A 17451-nucleotide genomic window follows, 5' to 3' on the forward strand; every position below is an offset into this window, starting at 1 on the left:
ACTCTAGTAAGAAATTGTAGTGCGCAAAAACTATTATTAAATCCTCTTTATTTTTTAAGATTTGAAAAGGTAATATTTCGACAAAGATAATAAAACGCCTCGTTAAGGCTCGGATGGGTATAAGCCATTTTTTGCAAGGGCAATTTGATTGACTAGAAGCGAAGCTTCTTCAAGGAAAATGTTACATCCAAGAATTTCAAAAGTTTTAGAATGGAAGAATAACTCGATAAAACCGGCTTCAATTTCGCCATTAGCGTGGGCACGGGGCAAATTTTTTGCAAAAATTTTTGCTTTTTGTACTTTTTGTACTTTTTGTACTTTTTGTACTTTTTGTACTTTTTGTACTTTTTGTACTTTTTGTACTTTTTGTACTTTTAAGAGTGTTTTTTTTGTTTATACTTGCTTTTGACAAATTAATTTTTTTTGGGCTAGTTGTTTTTTCTTTATTTTTATTTGAATTTAGAAATGTTTCAATATCTAAGTTTAATAATTCCATAATTCGTAATTCGTCCATTGCATCAAGTAAGGCATTATGTGTTTCAAAATAATTTTCATCTTTGGTTAACATTCTGTATATATCTTCTGCCTTTCATCCTCTTTTTAAATCGCCGTTTTTACTTGTTTCTGCATTTAATGGAATATATTTGTTAAATTGTTTGTTTTTAGCGAATATAGAAATATCGTTATGCTTGAATGACTTGTGCAATTCAGGCAAATGTCTAAAATCAAATTTTGTATATGAAAACCAATTTTTTACTTCATTAGATTTCAAGAAATAAATTAGTTGAACAATCATTTCTTCGCGTGTTTGAACAACATTAGCATCTTGTTTAAATTCAAGAGGAAGGGGAGCTAAAATATTACGGGCATACATTCCACCTACTGTTAAATTGTTTTTTATTATTCAATATTCTTTATCAAATCATTGAAAATCAGTGCTATCAGCAATTACGACTCCAACGGAAAAAACTTCACTTTGATAGTTTGTTTCTACATCAATTACAGCAATGTTTTTATTCACGTTAGTAATTTTTTGTTTTTTAATTGTTTCCATCTGATTCCTCAAATTCTTTTTTACTATTAGGTTTATAAGCTCCTTTTGAAATTGTTTGTGCGAGTTTTTCGCTAAATTCTTCTCGATTTTTGATTTGAATTTCATGCATTTCGTTATTTCTAATATTCCACAATATACCTTTTTCCTTTTCTAAGGCTAGCATATATGAAGCAGTTTGTAAAAAATGAGCAGTTGTTAAATTACTAACAAATTTAAGTTCATAAACTATATCATCCTTGATAACATCGGCTATTCCCTGAACTTGTATTTTAAGATTATTATCACTAAATTCCAATGAACATTCTTGTTGAATTATCTCGTCTTTTTCAAGCACTTTTGATAATTTTTTATGCATTTGATCAACAGCATTATCATCAACAAAATCGGGTGAAGCTTGTTTAATGTATCTTTCTTGTTGTGTTTCCAAATAAACAAGAAAGAGTGTTAAATCTTTTATTGAATTTCTTTCACTAATATAATCTTCATAGTTCTGTTTTAACTTTTTTATTTTTGCTGGTAGGTTATGAGATTTTTCAAAAAAATTGATAAGAAACCTAATTTCTTTATCTATATCCCAATCATCGAAATAAGATGCTTCAAGATAGATCCCTGCACATGGTGTAAGATCAATTAAATCATCGTGTGTTTTTGCTAGTATTTCGGTTGTATCTTCGGTTTTAATTTTTTTTACTTCAAGCATTTTGAACATATTCTGAAGATCAATATCATACTTGTGATCAAACATATCAGACATTAAAAATAAAACATGGTTTCTTTTTGTTAAATTTTTGGATTGTTTGATGATTTCTTCATTTAATAGTTTGTTTTCGTCTTTTGGATTTAAAAAGATAATTTTTTCTTTCCCTCTACTTGTTGCTACACAAAATATGTTTTTTACAATTTCATAATTTGCTGTAATTTGAATTAAGCGCTTTTCTCAATAATCTTTGGTAAAATTAAAAATAACACAAATAGGTCTTTCCAATCCTTTTGAGCTATCATATGTTGTAAAAATAGCCGAATTTTTTTTGGGAGACAAATTTGCGTCACTATCTCTTATAGAAGCATAAACGGTTTTTTTATTAAAAATATCCCTATGATTTTCTTCAAGATAATTTAAAACTTCTGTCATTTCATCATTAACTCGGGGCCCTAAACATAAGATATCAGCAGGTTTTTGTGTAGCCAAAAACTCCTTAATTTCTTCCAGTTCCATATATTGGATTTGACAATTTTCGTTGACTCCATTAATTGTTTTACCCCAAATTCGACCCAACATATTAGCGTGTTCTTTTGGCATTCTGAAGGAAAATGTTAAGCTAATTTTTTTATATGATCCTAAAAATTTATCAATAAAATCAGTAACATTTAATTTTGTATTATCGTAAATTTTCTGACTAATATCTCCAACTGCAACAATTTGTATATTAGGATTTTCTTGTTTTATTTTTTCCAATAACCAAGATATTTCTTCAGTAATATCTTGATATTCATCAATTAGTAGAACATCATAAGCGCCAACAGAAATGTTATTTCTTAAAAATATTCTAATTGAGTCTGCAGGAGAAGAATTAATACCATTTCTTCGCAAAAATCCATATGCAAATCCGTGATAATTTTGTACCATAACATTTTTGTTTTTAATCTTGTTTTTAGCTTCAAATTTTAATAGTTTATTGTAAGTTAAGTATAAAATTTTTTTATCAATAGGTAATTTGTCGCAGAGAACCTGAATCACTGTTGTTTTTCCACTTCCAATACAAGCATCAACTAGGATATTTTCCCCTTTTAATGCTAAATTAACAACATTTTGTTGCTCTTCTGTGAGTTTATCTGCAATATTTTCTGTTTTTTGTTTTTCAGTTTTTCTAGCCATAATTCCGTTAGTTATTAAGTGTAATTATTAATAATATTAATTTAAATTCAATTTTACTTTTTTTTTTTTTTTTTTTGCAAGTAATTCTATAATTTTTTTATGTAATTCTATAATTTTTTCTATTAAATAAAAAAAATTATAGAATTTTCATATTTTTATAAAAAATTAATAAACCTAATTTATTGATTTTTTAAAACTAATAAAAAAATATCCTTTTATCAATGGATATTTTTTTATTAACAAGCAAAACAAGAAAAATTTAAAAAATAAATTATTAAATCCTCTTTATTTTTTAAGATTTGAAAAGGTAATATTTCGACAAAGATAATAAAACGCCTCGTTAAGGCTCGGATGGGTATAAGCCATTTTTTGCAAGGGCAATTTGATTGACTAGAAGCGAAGCTTCTTCAAGGAAAATGTTACATCCAAGAATTTCAAAAGTTTTAGAATGGAAGAATAACTCGATAAAACCGGCTTCAATTTCGCCATTAGCGTGGGCACGGGGCAAATTTTTTGCAAAAATTTTTGCTTTTTGAAAATCAACATCCAAATTTAATAATTGTTTTTCTGTCTTCCCTACAGAAGCAATTTCCGGAATTGAATAAATTGCCCAAGGAATCAATTCTGCGCTAAATTCTTCATCAGAACTACCGAATAATATGTGCTTTGCAACAATATCACCATGTTTGTAGGCGGTTGATGAAAGCATCATTTGACCGGTAATGTCACCGATTGCATAAATATTTGGAACTGAAGTTTGCATAAATTTATTGGTTTTTAGAAATCCGCGGTTATCTAAATCAATTTTTAAACCGGAGAATCCGTCATTTTGGGACTGGCGACCGATTGCCAAAAGAATATTTTTGGTTGGATGGGCAAAAATTTCGCCTTCTTTTTCAAGTAAAAGTTGCCCATTTTCATATTTTTTGACTTTTGTTTTAGTAAAAATTTTCACTTTGTTTCTCTTTAGAACAAAATTTACCGCTTCCGCAATTGAATTATCAAAATTGGCAAAAATACGCTCATTTGCCTCAATTATTGTAATTTTTGCCCCAAAACTAGCATAAAAAACTGCAAATTCAAGCGAAATTGCCCCGCCACCAATTATTGTTAGTTCATCAAATTCAATTTTGCCTTTAAAAAAATCATCAGAATTGATTAAATTTGCTCTTTCAACACCTTCAATTTTAATTTTTCTTGGTTTAGCGCCTGTTGTATAACTAATTTTTCGAAGAAAAATTCTTCATTTTCCGATAAAACTGTATGATTTGATGTAACTTTTGCTTTTTTATTATAAAAATCAACACCAGAATTTTTTAATGCTTCTAAAATTGCGCCTTGTAATTTTAGTGAATTATTTTTTGCTCTTTGAAAAATTTGCTTAAAATCAAATTTCCCGTCTGAATTTAATCCAAATTTTTCTGCATTATCAAAATAAGATTTAATTTTTGCTGATTTAAGAATTGTTTTTGTAGGAATACATCCTCAATTTACACAAGTTCCACCAAGAAATTCTTGCTCAAAAAGTGCAACTTTTTTACCATTTTTACCCAAAATAGCAGCTAGAGAATAACCCCCCCAGGGCCACCACCAATAATAATTACATTGTATTTTTGCATATTTTTCACGCCTTTTTTAGTTTTTTTTTTTTTTTTTTGAATGTTACTATTAATTATAATTAATTTTTTGAATTTTATTATATTATATGGAATAAGAATAAAATTCAAAAATTACTAAAAAGTAACTTAAAATGTGGTATAATTTTATTTAACAAGTTAAAAACTAATTTAAATATTTAAAAATGATTTATAAAAATCTTAGAATTGTTAGTCATTCTGATGAATTTATAGGTTGGATTGAACTTGATAAAAATGGAGTTATTGTTAATTTAAGCAGCGGAAATACAGAATTTTCAGGAATTGACTGCAAAAACTACGTTTTATTACCGGCTTTTATTGATTCGCACACCCACGGCGGCTATGGATTTTCATTTGATGACTTTTCAGATAGTTACTGAGAACAAAATTTTTTAGATTATAAGGAAAAACTACATAAATTTGAGGGCGTAGCAGGAATTTTTGGGACAACTATTACCCAGCAATGAGAAAAAATTAAAAAAAATAGTGAATTTTTTTTATTTTTGCTTAATAAATATCCTAATTTTTTACTAAATTGATATTTAGAAGGTCCATTTATTTCTAAGAAAAAAAAGGGTGCACACAACCAAAATTTAATAATTAAACCGAAAAAAGAACATTTTAAATTTTTAGCAGAAAAATTTAACAAAAAAATTACTGTAGTAGTTGCCCCTGAAAAAACTTCAGAAAAATTAATTGATTCTTTTTATAAAACAATTAATTTTGCAATTGGGCATTCGAATTCTTTTGACTTCAAAAAGAATCATAATTTAAAAAAGTACTATAAATTTACGCACTTTTTTAATGGATGCTCGAATTTTGACCATCGAAAACAGTCGCTTGTCAACCTTATTTTTGAATCAAAATTACCTAAAAATTTTCTTGTTGAGTTAATCGCGGACGGCCTTCATATTAAAAATTCAACCTTAAAATTTGCAATTAAAAATATCAAAAAAGAAAATTGGGTTGCAGTATCAGACTCGCTTGCACAAAAAGGACTTGATGATGGACTTTATAAATTAGGACAACTAAAAATTGAGAAGAAAGGTGATTTATTCTATCTAAAAAATTCAAAACAAATTGCCGGAAGTGGGATGTCATATTTAAAAATGATTAAGAATTTAAAGTTAAATTTGAAACTATCTTGACAGGAAATAGTTTTTTGTTCTTCTTATAACGTGGCAAATTCACTGGGAATTCTAGATTTTTTTGGAACAATTAAGATAGGTCAAAAAGCAAATTTTATAATTTTAGATGATAAATTTGAACTAAAAATGGCAATCATTTTTGGTCAAATTTACCGCGAATTTGCAAAATAGTCTATGAATTTAAAGCTTTTTTAAACTAGAAGAAAAATAAAATTTTAGATTCTTATGCTATTTTAAGATAAGAAAGAATTTTTTCTGTCATCTTTTCAATTCCTTTTTCATTAATTTTCCGAATATCAAAGGCATTCGGATTTTCTTGAAAATATAGTTTCACCTGTTCAGAAAAACTAACTAAAAGGTCTGTAAAAATATTTATTTTGTTAATTCCACAACTAATTGCTTTTTGAATTTCTTGGATCGAAAGACCACTTGTTCCATGCATAACAAGCGGAATTTTATATTCTTTTTTGAAATTTTGGATTAATTCTCAGTCAAGATTTGCCTTTTTCTTGTAAATTCCATGAGCAGTTCCAAAAGCAATTGCCAAAAGGTCAGGTTGAGTTTTTTTATAAAAATCTTTTATAATTTCCAAACCAAGAATTTGCTGATTTTCTGGTTGATGACCAATTTCTTTCCCACCAATTTGGCCAATTTCTAATTCAAGGAAAATATTTTTTTCTTTGGCAAGCGCTTTTGCTTTTAAAGATTTTTCGATATTTTCAGCAACATCAAATTTTGAGCCATCAAACATAGCAGAATTAAAACCTAATTCAAGATATTTTTCAAAAAGTTCTAAATCATCACAGTGATCAAGGTGAAAAATAAATTTTCCCGGTGAATTTTTGATCGCCGAAACAATCATTGGCACTAGAAATTCAATCCGGGAATATCTAATTCCACCCAGACTTAACTGAATTATTAATGGTTTTTTGGAAATTTCTCCTGCTTTAATTACAGCAAAAAGCGTTTCTAAATTTAGAACATTAAAAGCAAAAATTGGCTTATTTTCTTCATTTAGTTTTAAAAACGTTTCTTTTGGATCGACAAAAACCATTATTTTCCTATCATTTTTTTAAGATAATCGGCTACAAATTCTACATCAGTTCCAATAATAATTTGATATCCTTTATTTCCAACACGGACAACCCCGCGGCCGCCAGCGGCATTAATTTTTACATCTAATTCATCATTTTTTGCATTATCTTTAAGAATTAATCTCAGTCGTGTTGCGCAATTTGAGACTTCTTCAATATTTTCCTGGCCTAAAATTTCAATAAAAGCTGCTGCCATTTTTTGATAATCATCAGCAAATTTTACTTTATTTTTCGCTATTTTTTCTTTATCAGGTAACAAATTTTCCTGATTTTCTAAGTCAGCTTTATCTTCTTTTATACTAATTTCAGGCTCACTTTTATCTTCGCGACCCAAAGTTTTAATATTAAACTTTTTTATGCAAAAGAAGAAACTGGAACCTTGAATCACAAACATTATCACTGAAAATCCCCAAATTCATAGTGGATTTGCCAAAATTCCAAAGTTTTTTGCAAAAGCCCATGACCTTGGAAAAGAGACAATATAATCAATAAATCCAGCAGAAAATCCAATTCCAATGCTCATTCCGGTCCAGGATACAAACATGTAAATTAGCGAGGTCAAGAAAGCATTTAAAAGTCATAAAAGTGGCGAGATAAAAATGAAAGTAAAAATTAAAGGTTCATCAATTCCAGTAAGAAAACTTACAAGTGTTGCCCCTGCTAAAAAGGTAGTGATTGTTTTTCTTCTTTCTTTTTTTGCAGCAAAAATCATTGCAACTGCAGCTCCAGGAAGCCCCCCTAAATATAACGGGAAAAATCCGGTTGTAAACCCACCAGAGCCAATAATTCCAGTATTAAATGCGGTTATATCGCCATTTACAGTATAAATGTCCCCTATGTTTGCCACAGTTTCTCCCACTTGATTAATCACAGGGGAAATTAATTTACCCTCAATTGGTAATTGAAATCAGACAAAAGTATTCAAAATATGATGAAGTCCAAAAGGTTGTAATAATCTGTTTAAAAAGGCATAAATTGAAACATAAAATCCCCGAGCATAATGATTTGCGCTCTGATCTGATAAGGCTGAACCAGTTTTAATTAGGGCGTATTGGGCTCAAGGTCAAATAATTGCAAAGATCAAACCAAGCGGAATTATTGAAAGAATTCCTAACATTGGCACAAATCTGCGCCCACCAAAAAATGAAAGTGTTTGTGGTAACTTAATATTTTTGTATTTATTATACAAAAATGCAACAACAAGTCCGACGCTAATTCCGCCAATGACCCCAGAATCTAGCTGATAAACCAGTTTTCCTGCTTTTAAAAAATACAAAAGTTGCGTAAATCCTTTGAGTTGGCCAGTCTCAGCAACTAAAACATTTTTATAAATTGCCTCAGCCAATTGGTTCTGTTTTAAAAGTGTTGACATCCCATATCAAACAACTGCGGCTACAAGAGCGGCTTCGCCGCGGTTGTCTTTGGCAAAACCAAACCCGATTCCAATCGCAAAAATTATCGCTAAATTATCAAAAACAATTCCGCCGGGGGTTGAAATCAGCCTTCCCCAAAATTTTTGTGCCTCGGATATTCCAATTGATCCATTTGCTGAAGGATCCTGAATTAATGCTCCGATTCTTAATAAAAGTGCTGCGATCGGCAAAACTGCAATTGGAAACATTAAAGATCTACCAAGCCGTTGTAATTGATTTAAAATTCGGTTAAAATAGAATTTATTTTGACTATAATTTTTGACCTGTTTTGGGCGAAAAAACTTAATTTTTTTTACACATTTTACTAACATTTTAACTACTTTTTCTAAATTTTTTTAATACCAAATTGCACTTTTTAAAGTTTTTTTTGATAATTTTGATGCTGCTTGTTTATCTAAAATGAAAGTGCAATTTGGGTGTAATTGTAAAAAAGATGCACTAATTTCTGAATTAGGTACATCTTCTAACATTGATTTTGTCACACTGGCCTTATGAGAACCAAAAGAAACCATAATTGCTTTTTTTGTGTATTTTAAAATTGTCTGAATTCCCATTGTAATTGCTTGTTTGGGACATTGATCAAAACTGAAAAATTTACCTTTTTTGACCATATCCGCAATTGTTTCTGGGGTTAAATTCGTCACGTGAGTTTTAGAATTAAACGATGTTCCGGGTTCATTATAGGCCATATGACCGTTAATTCCAATACTAATATATTGTAAATCAATCGGTTTTTTAGCAATTTTTTCTTCATAAAGTTTGGCTTCCATTTCAGGTTCAACAGCTTTAGAATTAGGAATATTAATTTGTGAACTTGGAATATTAACAAAATCAAATAAATTTGTTTTCATCTGTTTTATGAATGATTCAGAATGATTTTTGTCAATTCCGACAAATTCATCAAGATTAAAAGTTGTAATTTTTTCCCAAGAAGTCCCGTTTTCTTTGTGATCATCTACTAAAAGTTTATAAGTTTGAACTGGTGAGACTCCAGTTGCAAAGCCTAGGACTGAGTCTGGTTTTTTTCTAATTTGGTCGATAAAAAGATTTGCACAATATTTGTGCAAATCGCTTAATTTTTCAAAAATTAATATCTTCATTTTGCCCTTTTTAATTTAAAATAGTAATAAATATAATTTTATCACGCATAAAATACAAAATAGCAAAAAAAGCGAAAAAATTTTTTTATATTGCAATTTTTCAATATTTTTGATATAATTAGCAGGTAGCTACGCGGAAAACATTAAATTTTTCGCTTTTTTCTTTTTTATTTTAAAAATTAGTTATAATTATAGAAGCATTTTTAAATTAACAGCATTAAATAGTTTTAAATACAATTCAAAATTTGTTAAGATTTGCGAGTAATTAGCTGTGAATGAAAGCATTAGATTTTGAATCAATTTAAAATCTATTTAGTTTTCTCTTTTTAGTATAAAAATGCAGATTTAAAATTAAAAGGAGAAAAGTGTCACGTTATATTGGCTCTATTTTTAGAAAATCCCGCCGTCTTGGTTTTTCTATTCTTGAAACTGGAAAAGAATTTGCTAAGGGAAAACAAAGAAGATACGCCCCTGGTCTTCACGGTCTAAAACGTTCAAAACCTTCCGATTATGGTGTTCACCTCCGCGAAAAGCAAAAAGTACGTTTTATGTATGGACTAAGCGAAAAACAATTTCGCAACACTTATCGAAAAGCAACTAAAAAAACCGGAATTGCGGGAACTTTGTTCTTACAGGCGCTTGAATCTCGTCTAGATAATTCGGTTTACCGTGCTGGTTTTGCCGAAACTCGTCGGCAAGCACGCCAACTTGTAAATCACGGTCATTTTTTAGTAAACAATAAAAAAGTAAATATTCCTTCATTTCAATTAAAACAAGGTGATGTTTTCGAACTTACAACGCGAAAAGATGGAAAAATTAGAAAAAATCAGCAAATTTTAACCGCTCTTGAGACAAAAACGCCCGCTCCATGACTTGAAGTTGACAAAAATAATTTTAAAGTTGCCTTTAATCGTCTACCTGAAAGATCAGAATTAAACCAGGAAATTAAAGAATCCTTAATCGTTGAGTTCTATAGTAAATAATCGATTTTTTACTTTTGTATTAATTCTAAAAGTCCAAAAATATTTAAATTTTATTTTTGGACTTTTTTTATAAAAATAATATAATTTATTCATATTTATAGAATTATAGAAGATTTATAGGAGAAAAATGCCTAAGAAATTTGCTATTGCCTCAGATCATGCTGGTTTTAAAAGAAAACAGGAAATTATTGAGTATTTAAAAAACCAAGGTTTTGAAGTAAATGATCTTGGCACAAAAAACGAGTCATCAGTTTCATATGCTGTTTTTGGCAAGAAATTAGCAAATTTTTTGCTAGAAAACCCCGAACAAGTCGGGATTGCAATATGCGGAACAGGGTTAGGGATGTCTTATGCATTAAATCGTTTTAAAAAAATTCGGGCGGCGAGAGTTACAAGTGAAAATGATGCCTGCCTTGCAAAATTACATAATAATGCAAATGCGATTGTGCTTTCTAGTCGTTTCAATTCAAAAGATGAATCAATTTCTTTTATTCAAAAATTTTTAGAAACTGAATATGAAGGTGGCCGTCATCAAGAAAGAATTGACGAACTTGATAAATAATGCCAGAATTACCAGAAGTTGTCACCGTTGTAAATGCCTTAAAAAGCGAAGTAATTGGTAAAAAAATTAAAAATGTTTTGGCTCGTGATACAAATTTTATAAAGGAAATTAGTTTTTCTGATTTCCAAAAGTTTCTTATAGATGCTACTATTATTGATATTCAAAATCGCGCCAAACATATATTAATTTTTCTTGACAACCAAAAAGTTATCCTCTCACATTTAAGGATGAATGGAAAATATTTTACTTATAAGTCTCTCCAATGGGGAAAACATGACTATATTTCCTTTATTTTTTCCGATAATACCGTTTTAAATTACAACGACAGTCGCAAATTTGGAACCTTTATGGTTCGCGATAAACACGCTCTATTCACAACTAAACCCCTTAGTAATTTAGGGCCAGAACCTTCTTCTATTAATGTAGATGATTTTTACCAAAAAATCAGAAAGTCAACTCGAGTAATCAAAGCAATTTTACTAGACCAAAAAATAATTAGTGGGTTAGGGAATATTTATGCTGACGAAATTTGTTTTGCAACGAAGATTTTTCCAGGGAAAAAAGCAAACTTGATTACTAAAAAAGAAGCTAAATTAATCATTTATTTTAGTCAAAAAATTTTACAAGAATCAATCAAACTTGGCGGTTCTAGTATCAGCTCTTATACATCTTTGAATTCAAAAGAAGGTAAATTCCAAAATTTCTTAAAAGTTCATACAAAACAAAATTTTCCATGCACAAAATGTCGAACTAAAATTTTAAAAACTGTTGTCGCCGGCAGAGGCACATATTTTTGCCCGGTATGTCAAAATCCAAATAATTAAGAATTTTAAGATCTATCATTAGTTTGATTTATTATAAAATTTTTTGTTCCAAAAATTAGTAAAAACGGTAACTAAATACACAAAATCATTAAATTTTTCAACTTCAAGATTAAAAAATTTAATGATTTCTTCAGGTAAAATTCCTAAATTTGTGTGTAAGCATGCATAATCAAAATAAGGATTATTTAGTCTAATTCACTCAAAGTCAATCAAAAAAACATTTTTCTCAGAAACTATTATGTTTTTAAATTGCAAATCATTGTGGGAAATTACTAGCGAATCAAACTGATACTTTTTCACTAAATTAATATATTTTTCATCTTTAATAACATCAATTTGTCAATCAAATTTAGCTACTATGTCGTTTTTTTTTCTGTGAAATTCTAAAATTGTTAAAAACAAATTATCAAGGTGAGTATTTAAATTTTCAGAATCTAAAACCTTACCTTCAATTCATTTCTTGATAAAATTCCCTTTATAATAATAGAGAAAATTCGAATTGTTTTTAATGAAATTATGTTCATTTTCTCAATTTACAAAATTGTTAGTAGCAATACGAATTTGCACTTTTTGCCTATTATAATAACCTTTAAAGCTACAGTTATGATAGCCGCAGGAAATAAGATTTACTATTCTTAGTTTTTTTTTTATATGTTCTGGAAAAATAGCGAAATTTATAATACTTTTTAGCGTCATTAATTTTTAATGTGAATGAAAATTAGTTTTCTTAATCTCTATCTTTTTCACTTAATACAAGATCAAAATAAATCATTGTATGATCAGAAACTCCTTTAATACGATTAATTTCTTTTAATTGCCCAACCTTATAATTAGTTGATCTACCGTCTTTTTTTCGAAAATTATCATATTTGTTTATATCAACAATTTTTTTCTGAAAAATCGAAAAAATATCGAATTTCTTAGCATTTTTTGCGGCTAGATCGCCCTTATAAAAAATTTTGTCATAGGAATTTGCATACAAACCAAACGTACCAGAAAGTGTTGTTTTCTCATCCTTGCTTAGCAATGATTTATAAGAATTTAGTGTATGCTCAAACAATTTTTCAGCATTTTCAGCCCGAATATTTGTATCAGCCATAAAAATTATTTCGTTATTTATTCCATCTTTTTTGTCTATTTCATTTAAAACATTAATTAAGTCGCGGGCCTCGCCTGCTTCTTGAGATCCTTGCGAAGTTTCTAAATCACGTATTTCGCCTCGATTTGCTTTTACACCCGGAGCATCAAAATGACCTATTGCGAACGTAAAATCATTTTTTACTTTTGTTTTTGTTTGAAATTTTACAGCAGCTAATGGACGAGCTCATTGTAATTTTATGCCATTTTGAATTAAATATGGATTTGAAGTATCTTTGAAATTTATTATTTCCAAAAGTGAGGATTTATATAAAAAAGTATATTTTTCTTGTTGATTTTGCTTTCCTTGTTTTTCTGTGGTTAATTCTTTTCAACCAGCATTTGGGTTTATTTCTTCCAATTCCTTAACAATATCAGAACCATCGCCGCTTGGCATAATTTCTGCAAGCCCAACTAAATCTAACTCCGCAGAATTAATTACTTTCGCGAGTGCATAGGTTTTTGCAGTATTTGTTTTTGATGCTCTGTTAGTGTAATTTAAAACATTTCAAAATCCAAGACGAATTGATTTTTTTTCGTCATCAGAAATTCCAACATTTTCTTTTAATTCCTTAGGTTTTTTGCTATTTTCTGATTTGTTAATATCAATTTTAGTTGCTCTTATTTTTTTTGTTGATGTTGTATAGACCAAATAAAGTCCACCAGCACCAGCTAGTGCTGTTATTCCCAAAATGATAAGCCGAAATAAAAAGGATTTTCTCATTTTATAGTGTTTTAATAGTGTTTTAATAGTGTTTTTTATTTAGTTTTAGCTTGTAGCAATTTCATTTAGAGCGTCGTGAACCTTTTTTAACTCGAGTTCTTTTAGAATTTCAACTAAAGCAGGGCTAGTTTTAATTTTTAACTTTTGGAAGATGTCAAAATCAAAATTAGCGTTTTGATTTAGCTTAATAAAATCCTTAAAAAATAACAATTTTGGCTTTTTTTCATTAATTTGCTTTGCAATTTTATTATTAATTTTATCAAGATTTGAAAAAATATTATCTAAATTTTTATATTTTTCTAATAATTTGATCGCTCCTTTCTTGCCAAGGCCGTCGATAACCTTAATATTGTCAGATGCATCACCTGCTAAAACTTTAAAATCGACAACTTGATCAGGGTGAAAGCCATGTTTCTCAAAGAAATTATCAACTGTTTGGGTATTTATGAAATTATTTTCAATCTTATTAATAATTATTGTTTTTCTGTCAATTAATTGCAGCAAATCTTGATCTGAGCTAAAAATTATTATTTCTGCCTCTGGGTCAGTTTCTCTAATCTTTTTTTGAAGGGATGCAATTAAATCATCAGCTTCAAAATCTTGATGTTGTGATCATAGAAAATTGGCTAAACTAAGAATTTTTTTTATTTGTTTCATTTGCAATAAAAGTGCATCTGGAGGTTTAGCTCTCCCTTTTTTATAATCTGGATAGTCTTGATGCCGTGGTGTTTTTGAACCATAATCAAAAGCAAAATAAATATTATCGGGCTTAATAATGCGTATTAATTTGAAAACGGAGCTAAAAAAAATATGAATTGCAAAAGTTATATCCCCTTTTGAATTCACAAGGCGATTACCATAAAATCCACCAAAAAACGACTTAAATGTCAATCATGTGCCGTCAATTAATAATATTTTTTTACTCATAATTTAGAACTCTTTTCGGATTTCCTTTTAGATAAAATTTTCCAGGTTTTGAATACACTATAAATTCATAGTATTTTTTTGTTTGAAGAGCTAAATAATTCGGATTTTTAGTGAATATTTTAGCATCGCTTTCCCCATCGCTTACAATTATCAGATAAAATTCGTTTTTAAGTTTTGTAACTTTTTTTAATTCTAAAGTTAGTCTGTATTCAATTCCAGATTTTAATTCCTTTAACGGAATTTGGTTATCTAATAGCGAACTTTTCCCCCGCTTAATGAATGACATTCCAAGATATTTTAGCTCATTTTCATAATTTTTTTGCTGATTGTAAGGTATTTTTTCTAAAAAGTTTAAATCTGGATTAACAAAATCAGCAGATGTCACTAAATTTCCATCTTTGTCATTAAAGACATAACTACCATGATTTCAAATCAACTCAAAATTATGAGCCAGTGTCTCTTGATTGTCAAAATCACTAAGCGCGTTTGATAAAATTAATTTTTCGAGTGCTGCTTTCGAAAAATTGACTAATTTCATTCTTCTAATAAAATCAAAAAAATTTTTATACAATCCGTTTTTTTGCCTTTCATCTACAACTGTTTTCACAGCAATAGCTCCAAGACCTTTAATCATTAAAAGCGGGAGAAAAATTGCATTTTTTGATTCCACAAAAACAGCATTTTGTGTTGAAAAGTTAATATTAGGTCTGTGAATTTCAAAACCAAAATTCTTTGCTTCATCGACATATTTTTTAATATTTTCTTGTGAACCATTCTCATTTGAAATTAATTCAACAAAAAAGTATGCAGGATATTTTGCCTTCAAATAAGCCATTTTATATGCTAAAGTTGCATAAGCAACCGCGTGCGCTTTGTTAAAACCATAATCAGAAAATTTATAAACTAAATCATAAATACGGTTAACTAATTTTGAATCATAACCTAAATTAGTCCCGTTTTTAATAAAACTTTCTCTAATTTTAGTAATTTTTGCTTCGTCTTTTTTAGAAATAGCAACACGGATTATATCTGCTTGTTCAAGGTCAAAACCTGCAATAACTTGGCAAATTTGCATAATTTGTTCTTGATAAATAATTACACCAAATGTTGATTCAACAATTTTATCATATTCTGGAAATATTTTTTCTCAGCTGTTAGTTTGCTTATTTTTGGCATAAGTTGGAATTTGTCTAATTGGTCCAGGTCGAAAAAGTGAGATAATTGCAATTACATCGTTAATTGAATTAACGCCAATTTTGTTAATACTTGCTGTCATTCCCGGCGATTCTAACTGGAAAATACCACACGTTTTTCCTTGGGATAACAGCTTATTTGTTTGATTCTCGTGAATTGGTAACTGTTCAAAATTAAGATTTTTACCACTTTTATTGATTTTTGTTAGTATATTTGCAACAATTGTTAAATTTTTAAGACCTAACAAATCAATTTTTAAAAGTGAAAAATCTTCAAGAAATTCCGCTGAATACTGAATTTGACTAAGACTTTCCTTTGAAAAATGAACAGGAACTAATTTTTGAATTGGGATTTTTGAAAGAACAATTCCCGCAGCATGAGTTGAAGATTGGCGAGGCATTCCTTCTAAAAAAACACTGATTTTATAAATTTTTTTATAAACTTCACTGTTATTTTGGCCTAGTAAATTATCGCCTTGATCAATTAATTTTCTAAATGGCGTGTTGCCTTGAGCATACAATTGTGCCAAATTCATATTTGAACTAATCAACTTTGCATTTTTATTTACCTGGACTTCTGGAATACCGAAGGCTTTTGAAATATCACGGAAAACACTTTTTGCAGCTAAAGTTGAAAAAGTTATAATTGTTGCGCAATGATTATTACCATATTTTTCAAACAAATAATTGATGATTTCATGTCTTCTTGTATCCTGAATGTCAATGTCAATATCTGGCATTGTTATTCGTTTTGGATTGAGAAATCTTTCAAAAATTAAGTCATATTTTAAAGGGTTAACGGCTGTAATTCCCAATAAATAAGCGATTAGTGACCCTGATGCTGATCCTCGACCTGGACCAATGAGAATTTTTTTCCCCCTTGCTCATTTAAGTAAGTCCCAAATTATAAGGAAATAATTGCTAAAATTTAGACTACAAATTGTTTCATACTCATATTGCAATCGTGATTTTCAATTATAATTTACCAAATCAGCTTGCTTTTCTTCTGTTGCTTCCTTAAGAATTTTTTTTAAAAGTAAATCAGATTTAAGCCCGCTTTCATTGTTTAAATCAGGAAGATTAAATTCGATTTTTGGAAATTCAATTATAATATTTTCAACAAGCGAATTGGTTCTTTTAATAATAATTGGATCAATTTCTTGTTCTCATTGATCAAAATCATAAAATTGCGCATTAAAATCGAAAATATCGCCCTTAATTTTAGCAAGTGCTTCTAGATAAATTTTTTCTTTGGAAAAAAGCACACTTCGTTCTTGTAAATAAATGGAGTTAGCAATTTCTGGATTATTTTCAACTATGTAATAATTTTGTAACTTTTGCGCATCAAATATTTCACTTAGTTGAGTTTTTTTTTGGAAATAATACCCTTTTTTGGGGTGGTCAATAATAATTATATCGTTTTTTTCTAGCAGGTCTTTTAAAAAAATATCATTTTGTTTTGTTTTTCTTGACACTAACTCGGAAATAACAACATAACCTGAATAATTTCTAGCTAATAGAATAAAGTGAAAATTTTCAATTTCAATTTCCAAGCCAATTACAGGATTTATATTATTTTGTTTGCATAACTTATAAAATTTCGGCACGCCGAACATTGAATTTAAATCCGTTATTACTAAAGTTTTTAAATTTTTTTCTACTGCGTATTTAATTAAGGAATCTAATTTGATTGTTGAAGATAAAAAAGTATACTCAGTTCTTGTGTGCAAATTAATTAATTTCATTTTTGTATATTAAA

General features: G+C 28.8%; 16 protein-coding genes. 4 read left to right on the forward strand and 12 right to left on the reverse strand.

The window, feature by feature from the left end; translation table 4 throughout:
• Positions 1–102 precede the first annotated feature (102 nt).
• From MYF_RS03265 to MYF_RS03460, 5 genes are all read right to left on the reverse strand, one after another.
• Complete coding sequence (locus MYF_RS03265) at positions 103–270, reverse strand: hypothetical protein (protein ID WP_231237870.1); 168 nt, start codon at positions 268–270, stop codon at positions 103–105.
• Positions 251–1054 carry a hypothetical protein gene (locus MYF_RS02565; protein ID WP_051054290.1) on the reverse strand — a complete coding sequence of 268 codons (804 nt, stop codon included), beginning with the start codon at positions 1052–1054 and terminating at the stop codon, positions 251–253. The genes MYF_RS03265 and MYF_RS02565 overlap by 20 nt, the downstream gene beginning before the upstream one ends.
• On the reverse strand, positions 1041–2930 hold the full coding sequence (locus MYF_RS02570) for an AAA family ATPase (RefSeq protein WP_002557700.1): 1890 nt from the start codon (positions 2928–2930) through the stop codon (positions 1041–1043). The genes MYF_RS02565 and MYF_RS02570 overlap by 14 nt, the downstream gene beginning before the upstream one ends.
• A gap of 340 nt (positions 2931–3270) precedes the next feature.
• A complete protein-coding gene (locus tag MYF_RS03455) occupies positions 3271–4203 on the reverse strand; it encodes an FAD-dependent oxidoreductase (protein WP_318023899.1) in 933 nt (310 codons plus the stop codon).
• Positions 4089–4484, reverse strand: coding sequence for an FAD-dependent oxidoreductase (locus MYF_RS03460; protein WP_002557702.1), 396 nt, complete (start codon positions 4482–4484; stop codon positions 4089–4091). The genes MYF_RS03455 and MYF_RS03460 overlap by 115 nt, the downstream gene beginning before the upstream one ends.
• Positions 4485–4731: 247 nt before the next feature.
• Between MYF_RS03460 and MYF_RS02580 the strand changes: the two genes are divergently transcribed.
• Positions 4732–5886, forward strand: a complete 1155-nt coding sequence (locus MYF_RS02580) for an amidohydrolase family protein (RefSeq protein ID WP_002557703.1) — start codon at positions 4732–4734, stop codon at positions 5884–5886.
• A 52-nt stretch (positions 5887–5938) separates the two neighbouring features.
• Here MYF_RS02580 and MYF_RS02585 read toward each other — a convergent pair whose 3' ends face one another.
• From MYF_RS02585 to MYF_RS02595, 3 genes are read right to left on the reverse strand one after another with little or no spacing between them, the layout of a single operon-like run.
• Positions 5939–6769, reverse strand: a complete 831-nt coding sequence (locus tag MYF_RS02585; protein ID WP_002557704.1) for a class II fructose-bisphosphate aldolase — start codon at positions 6767–6769, stop codon at positions 5939–5941.
• Positions 6769–8553 (reverse strand): PTS transporter subunit EIIC, encoded by a 1785-nt coding sequence (locus MYF_RS02590; protein ID WP_002557705.1) that lies wholly within the window; start codon positions 8551–8553, stop codon positions 6769–6771. Before MYF_RS02590 ends, MYF_RS02585 begins: the two co-directional genes overlap by 1 nt.
• 24 nt (positions 8554–8577) lie before the next feature.
• Positions 8578–9342: a glucosamine-6-phosphate deaminase gene (locus MYF_RS02595; RefSeq protein WP_002557706.1), complete on the reverse strand. Its 765-nt coding sequence runs from the start codon at positions 9340–9342 to the stop codon at positions 8578–8580.
• A 365-nt stretch (positions 9343–9707) separates the two neighbouring features.
• Between MYF_RS02595 and rpsD the strand changes: the two genes are divergently transcribed.
• The 3 genes from rpsD to mutM all read left to right on the forward strand — a co-directional run bounded on the left by rpsD (position 9708) and on the right by mutM (position 11711).
• A complete protein-coding gene (gene rpsD / locus MYF_RS02600; RefSeq protein ID WP_002557707.1) occupies positions 9708–10325 on the forward strand; it encodes a 30S ribosomal protein S4 in 618 nt (205 codons plus the stop codon).
• Positions 10326–10452: 127 nt separating this feature from the next.
• Entirely contained in the window at positions 10453–10887 is a 435-nt protein-coding gene (locus MYF_RS02605; RefSeq protein ID WP_002557708.1) for an RpiB/LacA/LacB family sugar-phosphate isomerase, read from the forward strand.
• Complete coding sequence (mutM, locus tag MYF_RS02610) at positions 10887–11711, forward strand: DNA-formamidopyrimidine glycosylase (RefSeq protein WP_002557709.1); 825 nt, start codon at positions 10887–10889, stop codon at positions 11709–11711. The genes MYF_RS02605 and mutM overlap by 1 nt, the downstream gene beginning before the upstream one ends.
• Positions 11712–11729: 18 nt before the next feature.
• Here mutM and MYF_RS02615 read toward each other — a convergent pair whose 3' ends face one another.
• From MYF_RS02615 to MYF_RS02630, 4 genes are all read right to left on the reverse strand, one after another.
• Positions 11730–12407 carry a protein kinase family protein gene (locus MYF_RS02615; RefSeq protein WP_002557710.1) on the reverse strand — a complete coding sequence of 226 codons (678 nt, stop codon included), beginning with the start codon at positions 12405–12407 and terminating at the stop codon, positions 11730–11732.
• A gap of 31 nt (positions 12408–12438) precedes the next feature.
• Positions 12439–13539: an endonuclease/exonuclease/phosphatase family protein gene (locus MYF_RS02620; RefSeq protein WP_231237872.1), complete on the reverse strand. Its 1101-nt coding sequence runs from the start codon at positions 13537–13539 to the stop codon at positions 12439–12441.
• Positions 13540–13617: 78 nt separating this feature from the next.
• Entirely contained in the window at positions 13618–14499 is an 882-nt protein-coding gene (locus tag MYF_RS02625) for a 5'-3' exonuclease (protein WP_002557712.1), read from the reverse strand.
• Positions 14492–17437 carry a DNA polymerase III subunit alpha gene (locus MYF_RS02630; protein WP_002557713.1) on the reverse strand — a complete coding sequence of 982 codons (2946 nt, stop codon included), beginning with the start codon at positions 17435–17437 and terminating at the stop codon, positions 14492–14494. The genes MYF_RS02625 and MYF_RS02630 overlap by 8 nt, the downstream gene beginning before the upstream one ends.
• Positions 17438–17451 lie beyond the last annotated feature (14 nt).

Origin of the sequence: Mesomycoplasma flocculare ATCC 27399, from assembly GCF_000815065.1 — a bacterium.
Lineage (GTDB): Bacteria > Bacillota_I > Bacilli_A > Mycoplasmatales > Metamycoplasmataceae > Mesomycoplasma > Mesomycoplasma flocculare.